Raw genomic sequence first — 18,264 nt, forward strand, 5'->3', positions numbered from 1 at the left:
GGTGGCGGGCGGCGCCGCGGGCGCGGGGGGCGCCGGCGACGCATCCGGCGAAGCCCGTGGCGCGCGGCGTGTCAGGGCGTCGAGGTCGATCCGCTCGGCCGCCAGCCTGCCGTCGACGCCGAAGGGGCGGCCGGGGGTGAGGCGCATCTCGCCCTCGGCGGCGAGTGCGTCAGCCGTGATGCGCAGCGCCTCGATGCGCAACGGGCCACGCAGCGGGCCCTCGGCGATGACGCGGGCCGTGACGGTCGCATCGCGCAGCGGCACAGGGTCCGGCAGGATGGGCGCGAGGGCCTGCATGTCCGGCACGGTCACGCGCAATTCGGCGGTCGCGGCCTCCAGGGCGCGGGGGCGTTCGATGCGACCGGTCGCCTCGGCTTCAGCGCCGCCGGCGGCGCTGCGCAGCCGGAAGCCGAGCGGCGCTTCGGGCATCCAGGGCAGCAGGACGCCCGGACGGTCGAGGGTGAGCGTGGCCGTGATGGGCAACTCGCCCTGGGTCGCCGCGATCGTCACCTCGGCGGGCTGGTCGAGGCCGGGTGCGGCGACGTCGAGCCGTGTCAGCCGCAACCCTGGCCGCAGAGCCGCGAGGTCCGCCGCGCCGGCCTGCAGCGTCGCCGCCAGCGGCAGCAGGTCGGCGCCGAGGCGCAGCGTGCCGCTGAGTGGGGGCAGCACCGCTGGCAGCGGCGCCTGAGGCGCGAGGGCGACGAGCAGCGGCCGGAGCGCCGCGTAGTCCGGCAAGGTGGCCTCGAAGGCGAGGCCGGCGCCGGGACGACCCTGCGCGGCGAGGCGGTTGCCACCCGTCGCCAGCGTGGCGCGGATCGGCGCGGGTGCCGGCGGCACCTCCCCGATCAGGGACAGGGTGACGCCATGCAGCAGGAAGCGGGCGGTAAAGCTCTCCGCGCCGCTGCCGAAGCCCTGCACGCGGGCCGTCTGCACCTCGACCGTGCCGATCCGCGGGTCCGGCAGGGTGACGCGGCTGTCGGCGAGGGTGATGGCGTCAATGGTGAGCTGCCGTTCGGGGCGCTCGGCCGGCGGCACGCCGGCAGGGGCGGGGGCTGGCGCCGCGTCGCGCGGCGGGGCCTGGAACACCCAGTTCGGCGTGCCGTCCGGCAGTTGTTCCAGCAGGATGTCGGCGCCCTCGATGGCGACCTGACGGAAGGCGATGTCGCCGCCGAGCAGCGGCAGGATGGCGAGGCTCGCCTCAGCCCGGCGGATGCGCGCCATGTCGGGGCGCGAGCCGCCGGGCAGGTTGGCGAGCGTCGCATCCCGGATGACGACGCGCGGCGTCAGGCCGAGGCCGATCGATACGCGCCCCAGCGTCGCCGTGCGCCCTGTCGAGGCCTCGATCGCAGCGAGGATGCGCGGCGTCAGCACGCCGGCGTCGAGGGCGTAGGTCAGCCCGATGAGGCCGATGCCGAGAAGCAGCACCAACCCGCCGAGCAGGCCGCCGATCCATTTCACCGCGCGCATGGTCAGCGCACCCGCCGGCAGGGCGGCGTCCTCGGCTTGTCGAAGCCCAGAAAGGTGAAGGTGTCCTTCATATGCGACGGCAGCGGGGCGGCGAGTTCGAGGAAGCCGCCTTCGGGATGCGGCAGGCGCAGGGCGCGGGCGTGCAGGTGCAGCGTGCGGTCGCCGAAGCCGTCCGGATGCGCCGCCGCGCCGCCATACTTCCCGTCGCCGAGGATCGGCGTCTCCAGTGCCGAGGCGCAATGGACGCGGAGCTGGTGGGTGCGGCCGGTGAGCGGCGTCATCTCCAGCAGCGCGGCGCGCTTCTGCGCGGAATCGATGGTGCGATAGAGCGTGACGGCGCGCGCGGAATCCTTGCCGTCGGAGGGGATGACGCGTTCCCCATGGCCCCCGGCGTGCTTCGCGAGCGCCATGTCGATGCGACCGTCCAGGGGATGCGGCCGGCCGACCACAATGGCCCAGTAGGTCTTCTGCGCATCCCGCCCGCGGAAGGCGGCGGCGAGCTTCGAGGCGGCCGCCGGGGTGCGGGCGAGGAGCAGCACGCCGGTGGTGTCGCGATCGAGGCGATGCACCAGCCGCGGCCGGTCCTCATTGCCGAAGCGCAGCGCGTCCAGCATGCCGTCCAGGTGCTTCGCGATGCCGGGGCCGCCCTGCACCGGCATGCCCTGCGGCTTGTCGAGCGCGATGACCGATTCGTCGCGGTAGATCACCAGGCGTTCGAGTGCGGCGGCCTCCCGCGGGTCAACCGGCTTCGGTTCGGCGAGCGGCGCCTGGCCCTCGGGCATGGGGGGGACGCGGATCGCCTGGCCGGGGAGGAGACGGGTGTTCGCCTCGGCGCGCTTGCCGTCCACGCGGATCTGGCCGCTGCGCAGCATCTTCTGCAGCGCGCCCTGGGTGAGCAAGGGGAAGTGGCGATGAAACCAGCGGTCGAGGCGGATCTCGCCGTCGGCAGGGCGAACGGTACGAAGCGTGACGGGCATGGCGGCAGCTTAGCACATGCGGCGGCCGGACTCAGGCCGCCTGCATGCGAAAGAGTAAAACGAGTGGTTGATATGGTGGGTACGAGCTCCACAGCCGCGACCGCACCCGACCCCGCTGCACAGAACCCCGCTTTCGCGCTTCAATGCGCGCATGACCCAGACCGCGATCCCCTGCACCCTGATGCGTGGCGGCACCAGCCGCGGCCCGTATTTCCTCGCGGCCGACCTGCCGGACAGCCGGGAAGGCATCGCCGAGGTGCTGCTTGCCGCCATGGGCAGCCCCGATGCGCGTCAGATCGACGGGCTGGGCGGCGCGACGACGCTGACCAGCAAGGTCTGCATCGTCTCTCCGGCGGCGTCCGGGGAAAAGCAGCAGGTCGACTACCTGTTCGCGCAGGTATCGGTGGACAAGGCCTTCGTCGACTTCGGGCCGACCTGCGGGAACATGCTGGCGGGGATCGGTCCCTTCGCGATCGAGAAGGGGCTGGTGCCGGCGAAGGACGGCGAGACGTCCGTGATGATCCGCGCGGTGAACACCGGCGCGCTGATCGAATCCGTCGTGCAGACGCCGGGCGGGCGCGTGACCTATGACGGCGATGCGGCAATCGCCGGCGTGCCCGGCACCGCCGCACCCATCGTGCTGAACTTCGCCGATGCCGTCGGCGGCGCGACCGGCCGCCTGATGCCGACCGGCAACGCGAAAGATGCGATCGAAGGGGTGGAGGTCACCTGCCTCGACGTCGCCATGCCCGTGGTGATCGCGCGGGCGAAGGACCTGGGAAAGACGGCGCGAGAGAGTGCGAAGGAACTCGACGCCGATCGCGACTTCATGGAGCGCATCGAGCGCATCCGTCGTGCGGCGAGCGTCGCGATGGGGATGGGCGACGCGACGGGCAAGGTGATGCCGAAATTCGCGATGGTGGCGGAGGCGGCCGGCGGCACCGGGATCGCCGCGCGCTATTTCACGCCGCTCGCCTGCCATGAGGCGATGGCGGTGACCGGCGGCATCTGCATCGCGACCGCCTGCATGCTGCCGGGGACGGTGGCGGAGAGCCTGGCGCGCATCGGGCCGAACGAACGCGAAACCATCGTGCTGGAACACCCGACCGGGCACATGGAGGCGGTGATCAGCACCAGGCGCGCCGGCAATGAGAGCGTGGAGGTGTTGGGTGGCGGGACGCTGCGCACCGCGCGCAAGCTGATGGCGGGCGAGGTGTTCATCCCCGCGCGCATCTGGGCTGGCCGGCCTACCGCCTGAACAGCCAGAAGCCGGCGAGGCACAGCGTCGCGCCGAGCAGCACCGAGGCGGCGACATAGGCGATGGAGAGCGCCGGTGCGCGGTCCCACAGCATCGTCGCCTCCAGCGAGAACGCCGAGAAGGTCGTGAAGCCGCCAAGGAATCCCGCAACCAGCAGCAGCCGCGCCTGACCTTCCACATCCGCCCCTGCCACGGCGCCGATGACGAAGCTGCCGATCGCATTCACCGCGAGCGTCCCCCACGGAAAGGCCGGGCCGAGCCAGTCGAGCGCCAGCACCGAGGTGAGGTAGCGGAGCACCGACCCGGCCGCGCCGCCGAGCGCGACGAGGGCGATGGTGGTCAGGCTGACAGCGGCCATGGGCAGGGTTCCGTCGGGCGGGCCGTGAAGTATTGCACAGTGAGATGGATCATGCCCGATCACGGAATTGCCGCATTCTACGCGGCCCGTTAGCGTCCCGTCCGACACACAAAAGAGAAGGCGGCGACCGATGGAAGTAGCGGGATTCACAAAGACCTTCTCACTCGACCAGGGCCAGATTCTAGGAAACGACCAGGTGTTCCAGGCGCTGTACAACGCGCCGCTGAGCGATGGTAAGCGCGGCGGCATCTGCTGCGGCCTGTCGCTCGTCTGGCTCGCCCGGCGCATGATGTTCCACGACGAGTCTGCCAAGCAGCGCGCTGCGTCGCTGATCAGCACGCCCGGCTTCCAGTGGAGCGGCAAGACGCAGGACATCCACAATGCAAACCCGGCGTCGGGCAGCAGCTGGGGCGAGTACCTCGAGACCATGCTCGGCGAGGCGCTGCGGGCCTATGCGCTGCGCGTCGTGCCGTCCACCATCTCGACCGCCGCGCATACCGATGCGGGTGGCGATGCCGCCGTCATGTGGGCGCCGGCGCGGCCGGCCGGTTCATACGTGCTGCACTACATCTGGCTCGACAATGCCGGCGCATCGTGCGGGCACTGGACGGCGTCCTACGCATCCCACGGCACGCTGGGACACAACAGGCACTTCTATCACTTCGACCCGAACATGGGTGAGTACCGCGTCGGTACCGGTGACGGCGAGACGTACCTGAAGGGCTGGGTGCAAGCCTACCTGGATACCTTCACGGGTGTGCGGCACGTCTGTTCAGTGGAGTTGCGGCGCGCCTGAAGCAGGGGCGGTGCGCGACCGCTCCATGGCACCCGCGCCGGCTTACGTGGATCGCGCCAAACGGGAAGGGAAATTGAATGAGGGTGAAAGGCTATACGCCGACCTGGGCGCTGGACCAGGGGCAGATCCTGGGCAACGACCAGTTGTTCCAGGCGCTGTACAACACGCCGCTGTCGGACGGTAAGCGCAACGGCATCTGCAGCGGCCTGTCCATGATCTGGGCAGCGCGGCGGATGATGTTCCACAGCGAAAGCGCCGAGCAGCGGGCGAAGGCGATCTACACGAACGCCGCCTTCATCTGGGGCGGCAAGACGCAGGACATTCACGCCGCCCTGAGCGCCACCACCGGTGACGCGTACACGGCGATGAACGAATTGTACGGTGATCCGCTGAAGGCCTATGCCCTGCGGGTATCGGGAACGAACTGCAAGAAGGAGTTCACCAGCGACTTCCGGAAGCTCGCGGACGTGGCGACCGATGTGGCCGACCCGCCCGGGACCTACACGCTCTGGAGCATCGGCCTGTCGACCGCCAACGGCAATGCCGGGCACATGGTCGCGAGCTACTCCTCGCAAGGGTCGCTCATCGGCGGAAAGCACTTCTACCTCTTTGATCCGAACCTCGGCGAGTATCGGATCAACGCCAAGGATTCCTACGACTTCACCTGGAATCTGTTCGAGGCCTACGCCAGCCAGTTCCTCGGCGTGCGCTACATCTACGCGTTCGAAGTGGTTCGCTGACGGCCGGATCGGGGCGGGGTGTCAGCGGCGCCGCGTCCGCCGCATCTCCTCCCACCGCGCCATGCGCTCGGCGATCGCGGCCTCCGCGCCGCGATCGGTCGGCTGGTAGAAATTCTGCCGCTGCATTTCCTCGGGGAAGTAGTCCTGCCCCGAAAAGGCTTCCTCGGCATCGTGGTCGTATTCATAGCCCGAGCCGTAGCCGATCTCCTTCATCAGCTTCGTCGGCGCGTTGATGATGTGCTTCGGCGGCATCAGGCTGCCCGTCTCGCGCGCCGCGCGCATCGCCGCGTTGAACCCGGCATAGACTGCGTTCGACTTCGGCGCGGTCGCGAGATGCACGACGAGCTGCGCGAGGGCGAGCTCGCCCTCCGGCGAACCGAGACGTTCGTAGGTTTCCCAGGCAGCGATGGCGAGCGGCAGCGCCCGTGGATCGGCCATGCCGATATCCTCGGCGGCGAAGCGTGTCAGGCGGCGGGCGATGTAGCGCGGATCCTCGCCGCCCGTGAGCATGCGCGCGTACCAGTAGAGCGCCGCGTCGGGGTCGGAACCGCGCATCGACTTATGCAGCGCGGAGATCAGGTTGTAGTGCTCCTCCCGATCCTTGTCGTAGAGCGCGGCGCGTTTCGCGAGCAGCGTCGACAGCGCGGCGGTGTCGAGCGGCTTCGTCCGCGCCGGCAGCGCGGCGAGTTGCTCAGCCATGTTCAGCAGGTAGCGCCCATCGCCATCGGCCATGGCGCGTAGCGTGCCGCGCGCTTCCTCATCCAGCGGCAGCGCGCGGCCGATTTCGGTCTCCGCGCGCGCGAGCAGCAGGTCGAGCGCCGCATCGTCCAGCCGCTTCAGCACCATGACCTGGCAGCGCGACAGTAGCGCGCCGTTCAGCGCAAAGGACGGGTTCTCGGTCGTGGCGCCGACCAGGGTGACGGTGCCGTCCTCGACCACCGGCAGGAAGCCATCCTGCTGCGCGCGGTTGAAGCGGTGGATCTCGTCGATGAACAGCAGCGTGCCCTGGCCGTTGGTCTTGCGCGCGCGAGCTTCGTCGAAGGCGCGCTTCAGGTCGGCGACGCCCGAGAACACCGCCGAGAGCGCCGTGAAGCGCAGCCCGGCGGCTTCCGCCAGCAGCCGCGCAATGGTGGTCTTCCCGACGCCGGGCGGTCCCCAGAGGATCAGCGAGGCGAGCGATCCGCGGTCGAGCATCCGCGCGATCGCGCCTTCCGGTCCGAGCAGATGGTCCTGTCCGACCACCTCGGCGAGGATGCACGGACGCAGCCGGTCAGCGAGGGGGCGGGCGGCGTCATGCGGCTCCGCGACCGCTTCTTCCTGGGAACCGAAAAGGTCGCTGGCGGGGGAGGGATTGCCCTGTGGGCGGCGAGCAGCCATGGAGCCAGGATACACCGTCGATCCCCCGGGAGAGAAACATGCCGTTCCGACCAGCCCTGGCGCGCCGCGCGGCGCTTGCCCTGCTCGTCGCCCCCGCCGTGGCGCGGGCGCAGGCGGCGCCGTGGCCGACCCGGCCGGTGCGCATCCTGGTCGCGTGGACGCCGGGCGGCGGCGTCGACGTGCCGATCCGGCTGCTGCTGCCGAAGATGCAGGAGGTATTGGGCCAGCCGATCGTCGTCGAGAATCGCGGCGGCGCCTCGGGTTCGATCGGTGCGGCCCATGTCGCGCAGCAACCGGCTGACGGGTACACGGTGCTCGCCGACGCCGCGGCGCATGTCAGCAACGATACGCTGATGCGTGGCCTGACCTTCGACTACGCCACGGCCTTCGCCCCGGTGACGCAGGTGTCCGTGCTGCCGCATGTGCTGGTGGTGAAGCCGGATTTCCCGGCGCGGACCCTGGCAGAGCTGGTCGCGCAGGCGAAGCAGCGGCCGGGGCAGCTCACCTATTCCTCCTCGGGCATCGCGGCGGGGCCGCATCTCGCCTCGGCGCTGCTGTCGCGGCTGGCGGGCATCGAGGTGGTGCATGTGCCCTATCGCGGCAGCGCCGCGGCGCTGGCCGATGTGCTGGCGGGGACGGTGTCCTTCACCTTCTCGACCGTTCCCGCGGCGTCGCCGCTGGTGCAGGAGGGGCGGCTGCGGGCGCTGGCCGTGTCCACGCGCGAAAGGCTGGCCGCCTTTCCCGACGTCCCGACCGTGGCCGAGCAGCGTTTTCCGGGGTTCGAGCTGAACGAGTGGGTGGCGCTGTGGGTGCCGGCGGCGACGCCGCCCGCCATCATCGCCCGGCTGCATGAGGCGGCGGCCGCGGCGCTGGCCGAGCCCGCCGTGCAGCGCCGCTATACCGAGATCGGCATCCTGCCGGTCGGCAGCACGCCGGCGCAGCTTGCGGCCTTCGCCGCGGAACAGCGCGCGCGGCTGGTGGAACTGATCCGGGCGGAGAACATCCGCCTGGAGTAGGGCCAGCGGGATGCCATCCTTCAGCGGAACGATCACGCGGGCACAGCTCGAGGCCGGCATCGGCCAGGCGTTCCCGCAGGCGAGCCGGCGGATGGCATGGCGGCACGGGTTGCCGATCCTGCTGGTGTGGTCGCTGGTCATCTGGCCGCTGGCCGGCTTCGCCTTGGCCTGGCCCGGCAGGACGATCGCGGCAATCGGCGGCGTCGGCCTCATCGCCATCGCCGCACTGTGGTTCTGGGGCTGGCGGCGGATGCGCGGCGAGGTCGAAGTCCTGCGTCGCGATGGCGAGCAGCGCGGCTGGCCCGCGGACCTGCCGGTGCCGGTCACCCTGTCGATGCACCCGGATACGGTGGAACTGCGGTTCGGCGAGGACGGCGAGCCGAGGCCCTGGAGCACGCTGACGCGCATCGACGAGACGCGCGACTTCATCCTCGTCCATTTCGGAACGCTGCCGCCCTTCATCATGGCGAAGGCCGGCTTCGCACCGGCGGATGTCGCGGCCATCCGCGCGGCGTTCGACGCCCGTCTCGCCGCAACCGGATCGTAACTTGACCGGCCGGCGGGGCAGGCCCACCGGGACGGCCATGCTGCGCCGCGCCCTGCTTGCCCTGCCGTTCGCGACCCCCGCTCTGGCCCAGGACCGGCCCGTGCGCCTGGTCATCGCCTACCCGCCGGGCGGCAGCACGGACATCCTCGGCCGGCTGATCGCGCCGCGCATGAGCGAGGCGCTCGGCGCGCTGGTGACGCCGGAGAACCGGTCCGGCGCTTCGGGCGCCGTGGGCGCCGGCCATGTCGCGCAATCGGCGCCGGATGGGACCACGCTGCTGCTCGATTCCGGCGGGCAGACGGTGAATCCCTTCCTGATGCGCGGGCTGTCCTTCGACTATGTGCGGGACCTCGCGCCGGTGACGCTGCTCGCGACCCTGCCGCTGCTGCTGGTGGTGCGGGCGGAGTTCGGCGTCTCGACACTGCCCGACCTGCTGACGAAGCTGCGTGCCGAGCCTGCGCAGGCGCGCTACGGCAGCGTCGGCGTGGGTGCGCGCACGCAGCTTGCCATGGCGCAGTTGCTGCGCCGCGCCGGCATCCGCGGCGAGCACATCCCCTATCGCGGCGGCGCGGACCAGATCGCCGGGTTGCTGCGGGGCGATGTGCCGATGGGGTTCACCTCGGTCGCGCTGGCGGCGCCGCTGCTGCGGGATGGGCGGCTTCGCGCCGTGGCGGTGTCGTCGGCGCAGCGCAGCCCGCAATATCCTGATGTACCGACAGTCGCCGAGCAGGGCTTCGCAGGCTTCGCGATGGGCGATTGGCTGGGGCTGCTGGCGCCGGCCGGGACGCCGGCGCCGGTGGTGGCGCGCATCGCCGCCGCGGCGGCGGAGGCGATGGCCCAGGCGTCGCTGCGGCCGCGCCTCAATGACCTCGGCCTGCTGCCGGCAGCCGATGGACCCGCGGCCTTCGCGCGGTTCCTGGCGGAAGAACGCGCGCAGATGGAAACGCTGATCCGCGAGGAAGGCATCCGCCTCGACAGTTGAATGGCCCTGGGTTCCGGCCTGTGGCAGCCATCGCGGGCAGAGCGAAAGGGACAGGATGCTGCGCCTCGACTACGAATTGCTGCCCGCGGACATCGACGCCTTCAAGTGCCACGTCGCGACCCGGCCCGCCCTGCGTCGGGCGATGACGCAGCGTTATCTGTTGCTGCTGCTGTGCCTGCCCGTGCTGGTGATGCTCTTTGCCTGGGTCATGGGAGGGTTCCGCAGGCTGCAGCCTGATACCGGCGCGCTGCTCACGGCGCTGCTGCCATCGCTGCTCGGCCTGTGCCTGCTGCCCTTCTTCGGCAGGATGCGCCGCGCCTCCGCCCGCAGCAGCACGGCGTTCCAGCTCGCCGGCCGGGCGAGCACGGTGATGACGGGCCCGATGACGATGGCGATCCTGCCGGACGGCATCGAGGTGACGGCGACCGGCGCGCGCAGCCTGTACTTCTGGAGCGCGATCGATGGTGTCGAGCAGACGCCCGAACACGTCTTCATCCTGATCGGGCCGCAATACGCCAACATCGTGCCGAAGCGCTGCCTTGACGCGGCATCGGTGGCGGCGCTGCTGACGGCCATCACCGACGCCATCGCCCGTCGTGACCAGGAAGGGATGGAGGCTGTAGAAGCGTCGAGACCGATCCGGAGAGAGACGACGCCATGACCTTCCCCTTCGCGCGACGGGCTGCCCTGGGCGCCGCCGGGCTCCTGCTACCGATCGGTGCGCGGGCGCAGGCGTTTCCGTCGCGCCCGATCCGCCTGATCGCTCCCTATCCGCCGGGTGGCGGGGTCGACACGACGTCCCGCCTGCTGGCTGGCCCGATGGGGGCCTTCCTCGGCCAGCCCGTGGTGGTCGAGAACCGCGGCGGTGCCGGCGGGTCAATCGGCGCACAGGAACTCGCCCGCAGCGCGCCGGATGGACAGACCATCATGATCGATGCGCTGGCCCACACGGTGAACCCGCACGTGATCCGCGGCCTGGGTTTCGACTACGCGACGGCCTTCGCGCCGATCAGTGAAGTCGTGGTGTTGCCGCAGATCCTGGCGGTGAACCCGCAATACTGCCCGGCCAGGACCGTGCAGGAGTTCATCGCCTGGGCGCGACCGCGCGCGGCGACGCTGTCCTACGGTTCCTCGGGCAACGCGACGGCGGCGCATCTGGCCGCGGCGCTGTTCCTCAACCGGGCCGGGTTCGACGTCACGCATGTGCCGTATCGCGGCGGCACGCCGGCGCTGCAGGATTTGCTCGGCGGGTCGATCGCTTTCGTCTTCGGCACCGTCTCCTCGACTCTGCAGCTCGTGCGCGACGGGCGGTTGGTGGCGCTCGGCGTGACGACGGCGCAGCGCATCGCGCCGCTGCCGGACGTGCCAACCATCGCGGAGCAGGGTTTCGAGGGCTACGAGCTGAACGAGTGGAACGGGCTGTACGCGCCCGCCGGCACGCCGGCGCCGATCGTGCAGCGGCTGTACGAGGCCGCGAAGCACGCGCTGGCGGATGCGACGGTGCGGCAGCGGCTGGATGCGCTCGGCGCGCTGCCGGTGGGGACGGACCCGGAGACCTTCGCGCGGTTCGTGGCGGAGCAGCGGGCGCTGATGGGGCGGATCGTGCGGGAAGCGCGGATCGAAGTGGGATAAACGCGGGAGGGGCTTTGTCCCTCCCCTGCCAAGGCCCATGGGCGTTCGGACCCGTCGACCCGGCCTTGGGCTGGATGGGTGCTTGGTCGGTATGGCGGTGGCGCGGCGGCCGGCGGTGTCTGACGAATCGCGGTCGGCATCGTCCGCCGGGCCGTCCGTGGCCGCCTGGCGGGGAGGGGCGCCGCCCCTTTCCCGCACGCGCCGGGATCAATCGATCGACAGCCCCATTCGCGCCACCGTCTCCCGCTCATACGCCGTCCGCTCCACGGCGAAGGCGAGATACTCGCGCGGGCCGAGATACTCGTCCGGCATCTCCCACCGCCGCATGATCGCCTGGCTGGCCTCATCCTGCATCGCCTTGCGCAGGGCCCGGTGGAGGATGTCGACCACCTCCGGCGGCATGCCCTTCGGGCCGGCGAAACCGTAGGGCGAGGTGACGGCCATGTTGTAGCCGAGGTCGTTCAGCGTCGGGACGTCCGGGAAGGAAGGCAGGCGCGTGCGGGTCCAGGCGGAGAGCAGGCGGAACTCGCCCGTCTCCACCTGCGGCCGCCAGGATTGCGCATCCGCCACCACATGGATCTGCCGGCCGAGCAGTGCGGTGACGCCTTCCTGCGCGCCGCGGAAGGGAACATGCGTCATCTCGCAGCGTTCGCGCGCGCACAGGTCTTCCATCGCGAGGTGGTTCGTCGTCGCGATGCCGGAGGTGGAGTAGGTGAGGGCACCCGGCCGCCGGCGCGCATCCTCGAACAGCTGCGCCAGCGTCTGCCAGGGGCTGTCGGCGCGCACCGCCGTGCCGAAGACGAAGCCGGAGAGCTGCATGATGTAGGTGAAATCCGTCACCGGGTTCCACGTCTGCGTCTTCGTGAGGAACGGGTGGCGGATGATCGACAGGTGATGGTGGGCGAGGGTGTAGCCATCGGGCTGCGCCTGCGTCGTCAGCAGGATTGCGGCGCGGGTGCCGCGCGCGCCGGGCATGTTCTCGGAGATCACGGTGACGCCGAGGTCGCGGCCGACGATGTCGAACATCGTTCGCTGGAGGGCGTCGAGCGAGCCGCCGGGCGGCCAGGGCGTGATGATGCGGATGGGCCGGTTGGGATAGCGCGCCTGGCCGAGCGCCGGCCGGGCGAGAAGCGCCGCGCCGGCAGTGAGGGCGGCGCGGCGTGAGATGCGTGACGTCATGGTCCTCTCTCCTTCCCCGCGCGCCTTGCCGCCGGCGCGTCAGTCGATGCTGAGGTTCAGCCGCTTCACCATCCGTTCCTCATAGACCGCCCGCTCGCGCGCGAAGGCGAGGTAGTCGGCCGGGCCGAGATATTCGTCGGGCAGGTCGTTGCGCGCCATGTAGGCCTGGATCTGGTCGCTGAACTGCATGCGCTTGAAGGCCTGGTGCAGGAACTCGACGATCTCCGGGTCCATGCCTTTCGGGCCGGCGATGCCGTAGGGCGAGGTGACCGACATGCCGTAGCCCAGGTCGAGCAGCGTCGGCACGTCGGGGAAGGCGCGCAGGCGGTCGCGGGTCCAGACCGCGAGCAGCTTGAGCTGGCCGGATTCGACAGCGCCCTGCCAGGCGTTGGAATTGGCGATGACGTCGATCTGCTTGCCGAGCAGCGCGGTGATGTTCTCGCTGGTGCCGCGGAACGGCACGTGCAGCATCGGCGCGTTCTCGCGCTCGCACAGATCCTCCTGCGCCAGGTGATTCGAGGTCGCGATGCCGGAGGTACCGTAGGAGAGCTGGCCCGGCCGCGCGCGCGCCGCGTTCCACATGTCACCGAGCGTGTTCCAGCCGGAACTCGGCAGCACGACATGGCCGAACACGAAGCCCGTCTGTTGCATGATGTAGGTGAAGTCGTTGACCGGGTCCCAGCTCGGCCGCCGGGTCAGGAAGGGGTGTCGGATGACCGAGAGATGATGATGCGCGACGGTGTAGCCATCCGGCCGCGCCTGCGTCGTCAGCTGGATGGCGGCGAGGGTGCCCCGCGCGCCCGGGCGGTTCTCGATGATCAGCGGCTGGCCGAATTCCTGCTGGAAGATCTCGGCCTGGATGCGCATGAAGCCATCCAGCGTGCCGCCCGGCGCCCAGGGGATCAGGAAGCGCACCGGGCGGTTCGGAAAGCGGCCCTGGCCGAGCGAAGGCCGCGCGAGCAGCGGCAGCGCCGCGCCCGCAAGGAGGATGCGACGCGCGATCATGGCGGTGCCCCTCAGCTATCGAGGCTGAGGTTCAGGCGGCGCACCATCGCCTTCTCGTATTCCACGCGCTCGGCGATGAAGGCGCGGTAGGTCTGCGTGTCCTGGTAGACGAGCGGCATGTCGAAGCGGCTGCGGACCTCGGTATTCTCGGGGCTCATCAGCGCGGTCTTCATCACGTCGTGCAGCACGCGCACCACGCCTTCATCCATGCCCTTCGGACCGGACACGCCATAGGGCGAGGTGACGGTCAGGTCGTAGCCGAGTTCCTTCAACGTGGGCACGTTGGGGAAGCGCGGCACGCGCTCGGCGGTCCATACCGACAGGCAGCGCATCTGACCGTTCTCGACAAAGGGCGCCCAGGTCGAGCTGTCGCAGACCATCTCCACCTGGCCGCCGAGGACGGCGGTGACGGCCTCGTTCGATCCGCGGAAGGGAACGTGGGTGAGCTGGACGTTCTCCTTCTCCTGGATCGTTTCCATCGCCAGGTGGTTGGTCGTGCCGATGCCCGAGGTGGTGTAGTTCAGCTTGCCCGGATTGGCCCGTGCATAGGCGATCATCTGCTGCCAGGTCTGGAACGGGCTGTCGGCCTTGACGGCGCAGCCGAACAGCCAGCCCGTCATGCCGATGATGTGGGTGAAGTCCGCGATCGGGTCCCATTGCGGCGTGCGCATCATCCAGGGGCGGCGAAGCACCGACAGGTGCATCTGCGTCAGCGTGTAGCCATCCGGCCGCGATTGCTGCGCCACCTGCATCGGCCCGAGCGTGCCGCCCGCGCCCGGCCGGTTCTGGATGACCACCGGCTGGCCGAGCGTGCGCGAGGCGATATCCCCGATCGAGCGGAGCTGCACATCCGCCGACCCGCCCGCCGGCCAGGGCACGACGAGCTGGATCGGGCGGTCCGGATAGCGTCCCTGCGCGCGTGCAAGGCTAGGCGCGGCAAGCGTTGCGGCGCCGGACAGGATCAGCAGGCGGCGCGTCGGGCGCGGGGCACCCATGTCCCGGTCGATCATGAACATTCCTCCTCCAGGGCGGCGCATCTGGCGGCGCCTGCCCATATGGCGGGCAGGATAGGCGGGGCCCGGCGCCGTTCACAAGATTTCCGAGCCTTGATCCCGCCCCGCCGGAGGGGCAGTTTCCGGCCCATCTTGAAGCCGGCATCGGCGCGCCCTGGTCCAGGGCCGTGGCCCGACGCCGGACGATCCCAGAGACACCGAGCGCAGGACACTGTTCATGCCCGACACTTTCGACCTCATCGTCATCGGCGCCGGCCCCGGCGGCTATGTCTGCGCGATCCGCGCCGCGCAGCTCGGGCTGAAGGTCGCCTGCGTCGAGAAGCGGGAGACGCTGGGCGGGACCTGCCTCAACATCGGCTGCATCCCCTCGAAGGCACTGCTGCATTCGTCGGAATCCTTCGAGGAAGCCGGGCATCACTTCGCGGAGCAGGGCATCGTCATCGAGAAGGTCGGGCTCGACCTCGCGAAGATGCAGGCGCGCAAGGCCGACGTGGTGAAGGCCAACGTCAGCGGCGTCGAGTTCCTGTTCAAGAAGAACAAGATCACCTGGCTGAAGGGCGAGGGAAAGATCGCCGCCCCCGGCAAGGTCGAGGTCGCCGGCACCACCTATGAGACGAAGAACATCGTCATCGCGACGGGGTCGGAGTCCACGCCGCTCAAGGGCGTCGAGGTCGACGAGAAGCGCATCGTCACCTCGACCGGTGGGCTGGAGCTGGCGGAGGTGCCGAAGCACCTCGTCGTCATCGGCGGCGGCGTGATCGGGCTGGAGCTGGGCTCGGTGTGGCGCCGCCTCGGCGCCGAGGTGACGGTGATCGAATTCCTCGACGGCCTGCTGCCCGGCAATGACGGCGAGGTGCGCAAGCAGTTCGAGCGCATCCTGACCAAGCAGGGCATGAAGATCCGCCTGAAGTCGAAGGTGACGAGCGCCGTCGCGGACGCCAGCGGCGTGACGCTGAAGGTCGAGCCCGCCGCCGGCGGCGATGCGGAGGAGATGCGCGCCGACGTCGTGCTGCTCGCGATCGGCCGCCGGCCGTATGTTGCCGGCCTCGGACTGGAGGCGGTCGGCGTCGCGCTGGACGAGCGCGGCCGCGTGAAGACGGACGCGCATTTCGCGACGAACGTGCCGGGCATCTACGCCATCGGCGACGCCATCGCCGGCGCGATGCTTGCCCACAAGGCGGAGGACGAAGGCTACGCGCTCGCCGAGCTGCTCGTCGGCCAGAAGCCGCATGTGAACTACGATGCCATCCCGGGCGTGGTCTACACGTGGCCGGAAGTCGCGTCGGTCGGCGCGACCGAGGAGACGCTGAAGGCCGCCGGCACCGAATACAAGGTCGGCAAGTTCCCCTTCATGGCGAATGGCCGCGCCCGCGCGATGGGCGCGACGGACGGCTTCGTGAAGGTGCTGGCCGACAAGAAGACCGACAAAGTGCTCGGCGCGCATATCATCGGGCCGGATGCGGGCACGCTGATCGCGGAAATGGCGATCGCAATCGAGTTCGGCGCGAGCGCGGAAGACATCGGGCGGGTCAGCCACGCGCATCCGTCGCTGAACGAGGCGGTGAAGGAAGCGGCGTTGGCGGCCTGGACGAAGCCGATCCATATCTGATCGAGGGGGACCAGAGAGGGGCTTTGCCCCTCTCCGGACCTCTCCCCACCAAAGGCCGAAAGGCCTTTGGAAACCTCGACTGGGTGCTGGGTGGAGGGGGGGTTTGCCGTGAAGGTAGGGGGCGTGCTGCGCGCGCTGCCTGGTTGTTCACGGGGACCGGCCGCGGCGTCAGCGCCTTATTTTGCTTCTGATACCAACGGGCCGGTCTGCTGACCGGTCCGAGGCCGCGAATGCGGCCCGCCGGTAGTCCGGCGAAAGCCAAGCAAACCGGAGGTTTTCGCCCGGCGCCTGTGGGCATGAGAAAGCTTGCCAACGGTCCCGAGTAGGGGTCGTTGGTGTGAGCGGCTTGCCCGTCTGGCTTGCCGATTTTCCTGGCATCGCGGAGCGCCGGCCGGCGCTCTCAGCACCCCAAACGGAACCCCCGACCATCCGGCGCGAACCGTGTGCAAGGTCGGCTTGAGGTTTCCAAAGGCCCTTCGGCCTTTGGCGGGGTGAGCCCGAGAGGGGCGGCGCCCCTCTCGGTCCCCTGACGCGTCACCGTTCCCGCCAATCCCCATATCCGGGCCGCGACCCCGGCGGGCCGAAGTCCCGCGGCGACAGCCCGGCGTGGAACCACGTGACCAGCGTGTAGACGTCGTACACCGGCACGCGGAAGGTCCGCGCCAGGATGCGCGAGAACGGCGCCATATTGTGGCATTCCAGGACGATCGCGCCGGTGTCCGGGTGGCGCCGCATCAGTTCCTCGCCGGCCTGGAGCATGTCCTGCTCGGCGGCCTCGTAGTCCATCTCGCGTTCGTTGCCGATGAGCACCCGGGTGAGTTCCGTGCCCTTCTCCGTGCCGACGATCGGCGTGGTGGGGTCCACGTCGATCGCCTTCAGATGGTCGGGGCCGAGGCGTTCGCCCTGTACCGTCAGGATGCCGACGCGCTTGCCCCGGGGCAGTAGGCTCTGCGCCAGCGGAATCTGCATCAGGGATGAACTCGCGACGGGCACGCCGACATGGTCGGCGAGATCCTTCTGGAAGACGGAGAGGAAGCCGCCGGTGGTGGTGATGCCGTCGGCGCCTTCCCTCACGAGATCGGCGGCTGCATCGAGGAAGGCTTGGCGCAGCGTGCCGCCTTTCTCATGCACCACCTCGCGCGCTGTTGCGCCCTTCACGACCTTGTAGAGAACGGGGAAGGGCCAGGTGTCGGCGTTGCCGGTATCACCCGGCGCGCGGGGGAAGGCGGTGTCGAGCATCAGGATGCCGACGCGCGCGCCGTAGATCGTCTTTCCGCCAAAGGCTCTGCGGGACATCGTGTTCTTCCGTTCCATCTCAGTCGATGCGGATGTTGCCGCGTCGGATCACGTCGGCCCAGCGGGCATAGTCGGCTTCGACCATCGTGCGGAACTCGGCGGGTCCCTGTGCGGTGATGTCGGCGCCCACCGTCTCCATCAGGCTGCGCACGGGCGGTGAGGTCACGGCCGCGACCAGCGCCTCGTTGAGCCGTGTGACGATCGCATCCGGTGTGCCGCGCGGTGCCATCACGCCGGCCCAGAGCGGGACTTCCACGGCGGGGAAGCCCAGCTCCGCGAAGGTCGGCACGTTCGGCATGGAGGCGGTGCGCGTCGCGGCAGCCACCGCGATCGGCCGCACCTGCCCGCCCGCGATCAGACCGCGCGCGGTCGCGAAGGTCGTGAAGGTGAGCGACACCGTGCCGGCGACCATGTCGTTCAGCACGAGGGACGCGCCGCGATACGACACGCCCAGCCATTCCGTCCCGGTCGCCTGCGACATCAGCGCCAAAGCGAGATGCCCCTGCGATCCGCTGCCGGGATAGCCGAAGCTGATCCGCCCTGGCGCGGCGCGACCGGCCGCGAGGACGGCCGGAAGATCGTTGCCGACATCGCCGGCGGCGAACAGCGCGTTCGGCATGTTCACCAGGTACGTAACCGGCATCAGGTCGGTGCGCGGATCATAGGGCAGGGACGGCATCAGGGACGGCGCGACGGTGATCGGGCCGCTCGTCGCCATGAACAGTGTGTAGCCGTCGGGCCGCGACTTCGCGACGTGGTCGGCCGCGATGGTGCCGTTGGCGCCGGCACGGTTCTCGAGGACGAGCGGCTGGCCGGTGATGCGCTGGAACTGCTCCGCGACCGGGCGCCCGATGACGTCGAGCGCGCCTCCGGCGGCGTAGGGAATGACGAGGCGGACTGGGCGGTCGGGAAAGGTCTGTGCCAGCGCCGCGTGCGATGCGCCCATGGCGAGCATCGCGAGTCCGAGAAGTACCGATCGCATCGTGAGTATCCGATTTCGTGCAGGGGAGAG

18 protein-coding genes are annotated in these 18,264 nt (G+C 70.0%); 9 read left to right on the plus strand and 9 right to left on the minus strand.

Annotation, left to right across the window (positions count from 1 at the left end; translation table 11 throughout):
* A partial coding sequence (locus GXW78_RS20975) for an AsmA family protein (protein WP_211870849.1) occupies positions 1-1,467 on the minus strand: 1,467 nt, incomplete at its 3' end.
* A gap of 2 nt (positions 1,468-1,469) precedes the next feature.
* On the minus strand, positions 1,470-2,444 hold the full coding sequence (locus GXW78_RS20980) for an RluA family pseudouridine synthase (RefSeq protein ID WP_211870850.1): 975 nt from the start codon (positions 2,442-2,444) through the stop codon (positions 1,470-1,472).
* A gap of 151 nt (positions 2,445-2,595) precedes the next feature.
* On the opposite strand from GXW78_RS20980, the gene GXW78_RS20985 reads away from it, so the two are divergent.
* Positions 2,596-3,702 carry a 4-oxalomesaconate tautomerase gene (locus GXW78_RS20985; protein WP_211870851.1) on the plus strand — a complete coding sequence of 369 codons (1,107 nt, stop codon included), beginning with the start codon at positions 2,596-2,598 and terminating at the stop codon, positions 3,700-3,702.
* Here the strand turns inward: GXW78_RS20985 and GXW78_RS20990 are convergent.
* Positions 3,692-4,060 (minus strand): fluoride efflux transporter FluC, encoded by a 369-nt coding sequence (locus GXW78_RS20990; protein ID WP_211870852.1) that lies wholly within the window; start codon positions 4,058-4,060, stop codon positions 3,692-3,694. The two genes, GXW78_RS20985 and GXW78_RS20990, sit on opposite strands and share 11 nt — an antisense overlap.
* 130 nt (positions 4,061-4,190) lie before the next feature.
* On the opposite strand from GXW78_RS20990, the gene GXW78_RS20995 reads away from it, so the two are divergent.
* Together GXW78_RS20995 and GXW78_RS21000 are read left to right on the plus strand one after the other, a co-directional pair.
* Entirely contained in the window at positions 4,191-4,856 is a 666-nt protein-coding gene (locus tag GXW78_RS20995) for a hypothetical protein (RefSeq protein ID WP_211870853.1), read from the plus strand.
* 77 nt (positions 4,857-4,933) lie between these two features.
* Positions 4,934-5,596: a YopT-type cysteine protease domain-containing protein gene (locus tag GXW78_RS21000; RefSeq protein ID WP_211870854.1), complete on the plus strand. Its 663-nt coding sequence runs from the start codon at positions 4,934-4,936 to the stop codon at positions 5,594-5,596.
* A 21-nt stretch (positions 5,597-5,617) separates the two neighbouring features.
* Here GXW78_RS21000 and GXW78_RS21005 read toward each other — a convergent pair whose 3' ends face one another.
* Positions 5,618-6,973: a replication-associated recombination protein A gene (locus GXW78_RS21005; protein WP_211870855.1), complete on the minus strand. Its 1,356-nt coding sequence runs from the start codon at positions 6,971-6,973 to the stop codon at positions 5,618-5,620.
* Positions 6,974-7,011: 38 nt separating this feature from the next.
* Here GXW78_RS21005 and GXW78_RS21010 point away from each other — a divergent pair, with 38 nt between their 5' ends.
* Genes GXW78_RS21010 through GXW78_RS21030 form a run of 5 tightly spaced genes read left to right on the plus strand, consistent with a single transcriptional unit; the run spans position 7,012 to position 11,150 of the window.
* Positions 7,012-7,989, plus strand: a complete 978-nt coding sequence (locus GXW78_RS21010; protein WP_211870856.1) for a tripartite tricarboxylate transporter substrate binding protein — start codon at positions 7,012-7,014, stop codon at positions 7,987-7,989.
* A 10-nt stretch (positions 7,990-7,999) separates the two neighbouring features.
* Positions 8,000-8,536 (plus strand): YcxB family protein, encoded by a 537-nt coding sequence (locus GXW78_RS21015; protein WP_211870857.1) that lies wholly within the window; start codon positions 8,000-8,002, stop codon positions 8,534-8,536.
* A 37-nt stretch (positions 8,537-8,573) separates the two neighbouring features.
* A complete protein-coding gene (locus tag GXW78_RS21020; protein ID WP_211870858.1) occupies positions 8,574-9,518 on the plus strand; it encodes a Bug family tripartite tricarboxylate transporter substrate binding protein in 945 nt (314 codons plus the stop codon).
* A 55-nt stretch (positions 9,519-9,573) separates the two neighbouring features.
* Positions 9,574-10,179 (plus strand): YcxB family protein, encoded by a 606-nt coding sequence (locus GXW78_RS21025; RefSeq protein ID WP_211870859.1) that lies wholly within the window; start codon positions 9,574-9,576, stop codon positions 10,177-10,179.
* Complete coding sequence (locus GXW78_RS21030; RefSeq protein ID WP_211870860.1) at positions 10,176-11,150, plus strand: Bug family tripartite tricarboxylate transporter substrate binding protein; 975 nt, start codon at positions 10,176-10,178, stop codon at positions 11,148-11,150. The genes GXW78_RS21025 and GXW78_RS21030 overlap by 4 nt, the downstream gene beginning before the upstream one ends.
* Before the next feature lie 207 nt (positions 11,151-11,357).
* On the opposite strand, the gene GXW78_RS21035 is transcribed toward GXW78_RS21030, so the two are convergent.
* Genes GXW78_RS21035 through GXW78_RS21045 form a run of 3 tightly spaced genes read right to left on the minus strand, consistent with a single transcriptional unit; the run spans position 11,358 to position 14,344 of the window.
* Positions 11,358-12,329, minus strand: a complete 972-nt coding sequence (locus GXW78_RS21035) for a tripartite tricarboxylate transporter substrate binding protein (RefSeq protein ID WP_211870861.1) — start codon at positions 12,327-12,329, stop codon at positions 11,358-11,360.
* A gap of 39 nt (positions 12,330-12,368) precedes the next feature.
* On the minus strand, positions 12,369-13,334 hold the full coding sequence (locus GXW78_RS21040; protein WP_211870862.1) for a tripartite tricarboxylate transporter substrate binding protein: 966 nt from the start codon (positions 13,332-13,334) through the stop codon (positions 12,369-12,371).
* A gap of 11 nt (positions 13,335-13,345) precedes the next feature.
* Positions 13,346-14,344, minus strand: a complete 999-nt coding sequence (locus GXW78_RS21045; RefSeq protein ID WP_246522498.1) for a Bug family tripartite tricarboxylate transporter substrate binding protein — start codon at positions 14,342-14,344, stop codon at positions 13,346-13,348.
* A 220-nt stretch (positions 14,345-14,564) separates the two neighbouring features.
* On the opposite strand from GXW78_RS21045, the gene lpdA reads away from it, so the two are divergent.
* On the plus strand, positions 14,565-15,956 hold the full coding sequence (lpdA, locus tag GXW78_RS21050; protein WP_211870863.1) for a dihydrolipoyl dehydrogenase: 1,392 nt from the start codon (positions 14,565-14,567) through the stop codon (positions 15,954-15,956).
* A 534-nt stretch (positions 15,957-16,490) separates the two neighbouring features.
* Here the strand turns inward: lpdA and GXW78_RS21055 are convergent.
* On the minus strand, positions 16,491-17,252 hold the full coding sequence (locus GXW78_RS21055) for an aspartate/glutamate racemase family protein (RefSeq protein ID WP_246522499.1): 762 nt from the start codon (positions 17,250-17,252) through the stop codon (positions 16,491-16,493).
* Between the two features lie 19 nt (positions 17,253-17,271).
* Complete coding sequence (locus tag GXW78_RS21060; protein ID WP_211870865.1) at positions 17,272-18,234, minus strand: Bug family tripartite tricarboxylate transporter substrate binding protein; 963 nt, start codon at positions 18,232-18,234, stop codon at positions 17,272-17,274.
* Between the last annotated feature and the right edge of the window lie 30 nt (positions 18,235-18,264).

The sequence above is a fragment of the Neoroseomonas terrae genome (assembly GCF_018129025.1).
Taxonomy (GTDB): Bacteria; Pseudomonadota; Alphaproteobacteria; order Acetobacterales; family Acetobacteraceae; genus Neoroseomonas; species Neoroseomonas terrae.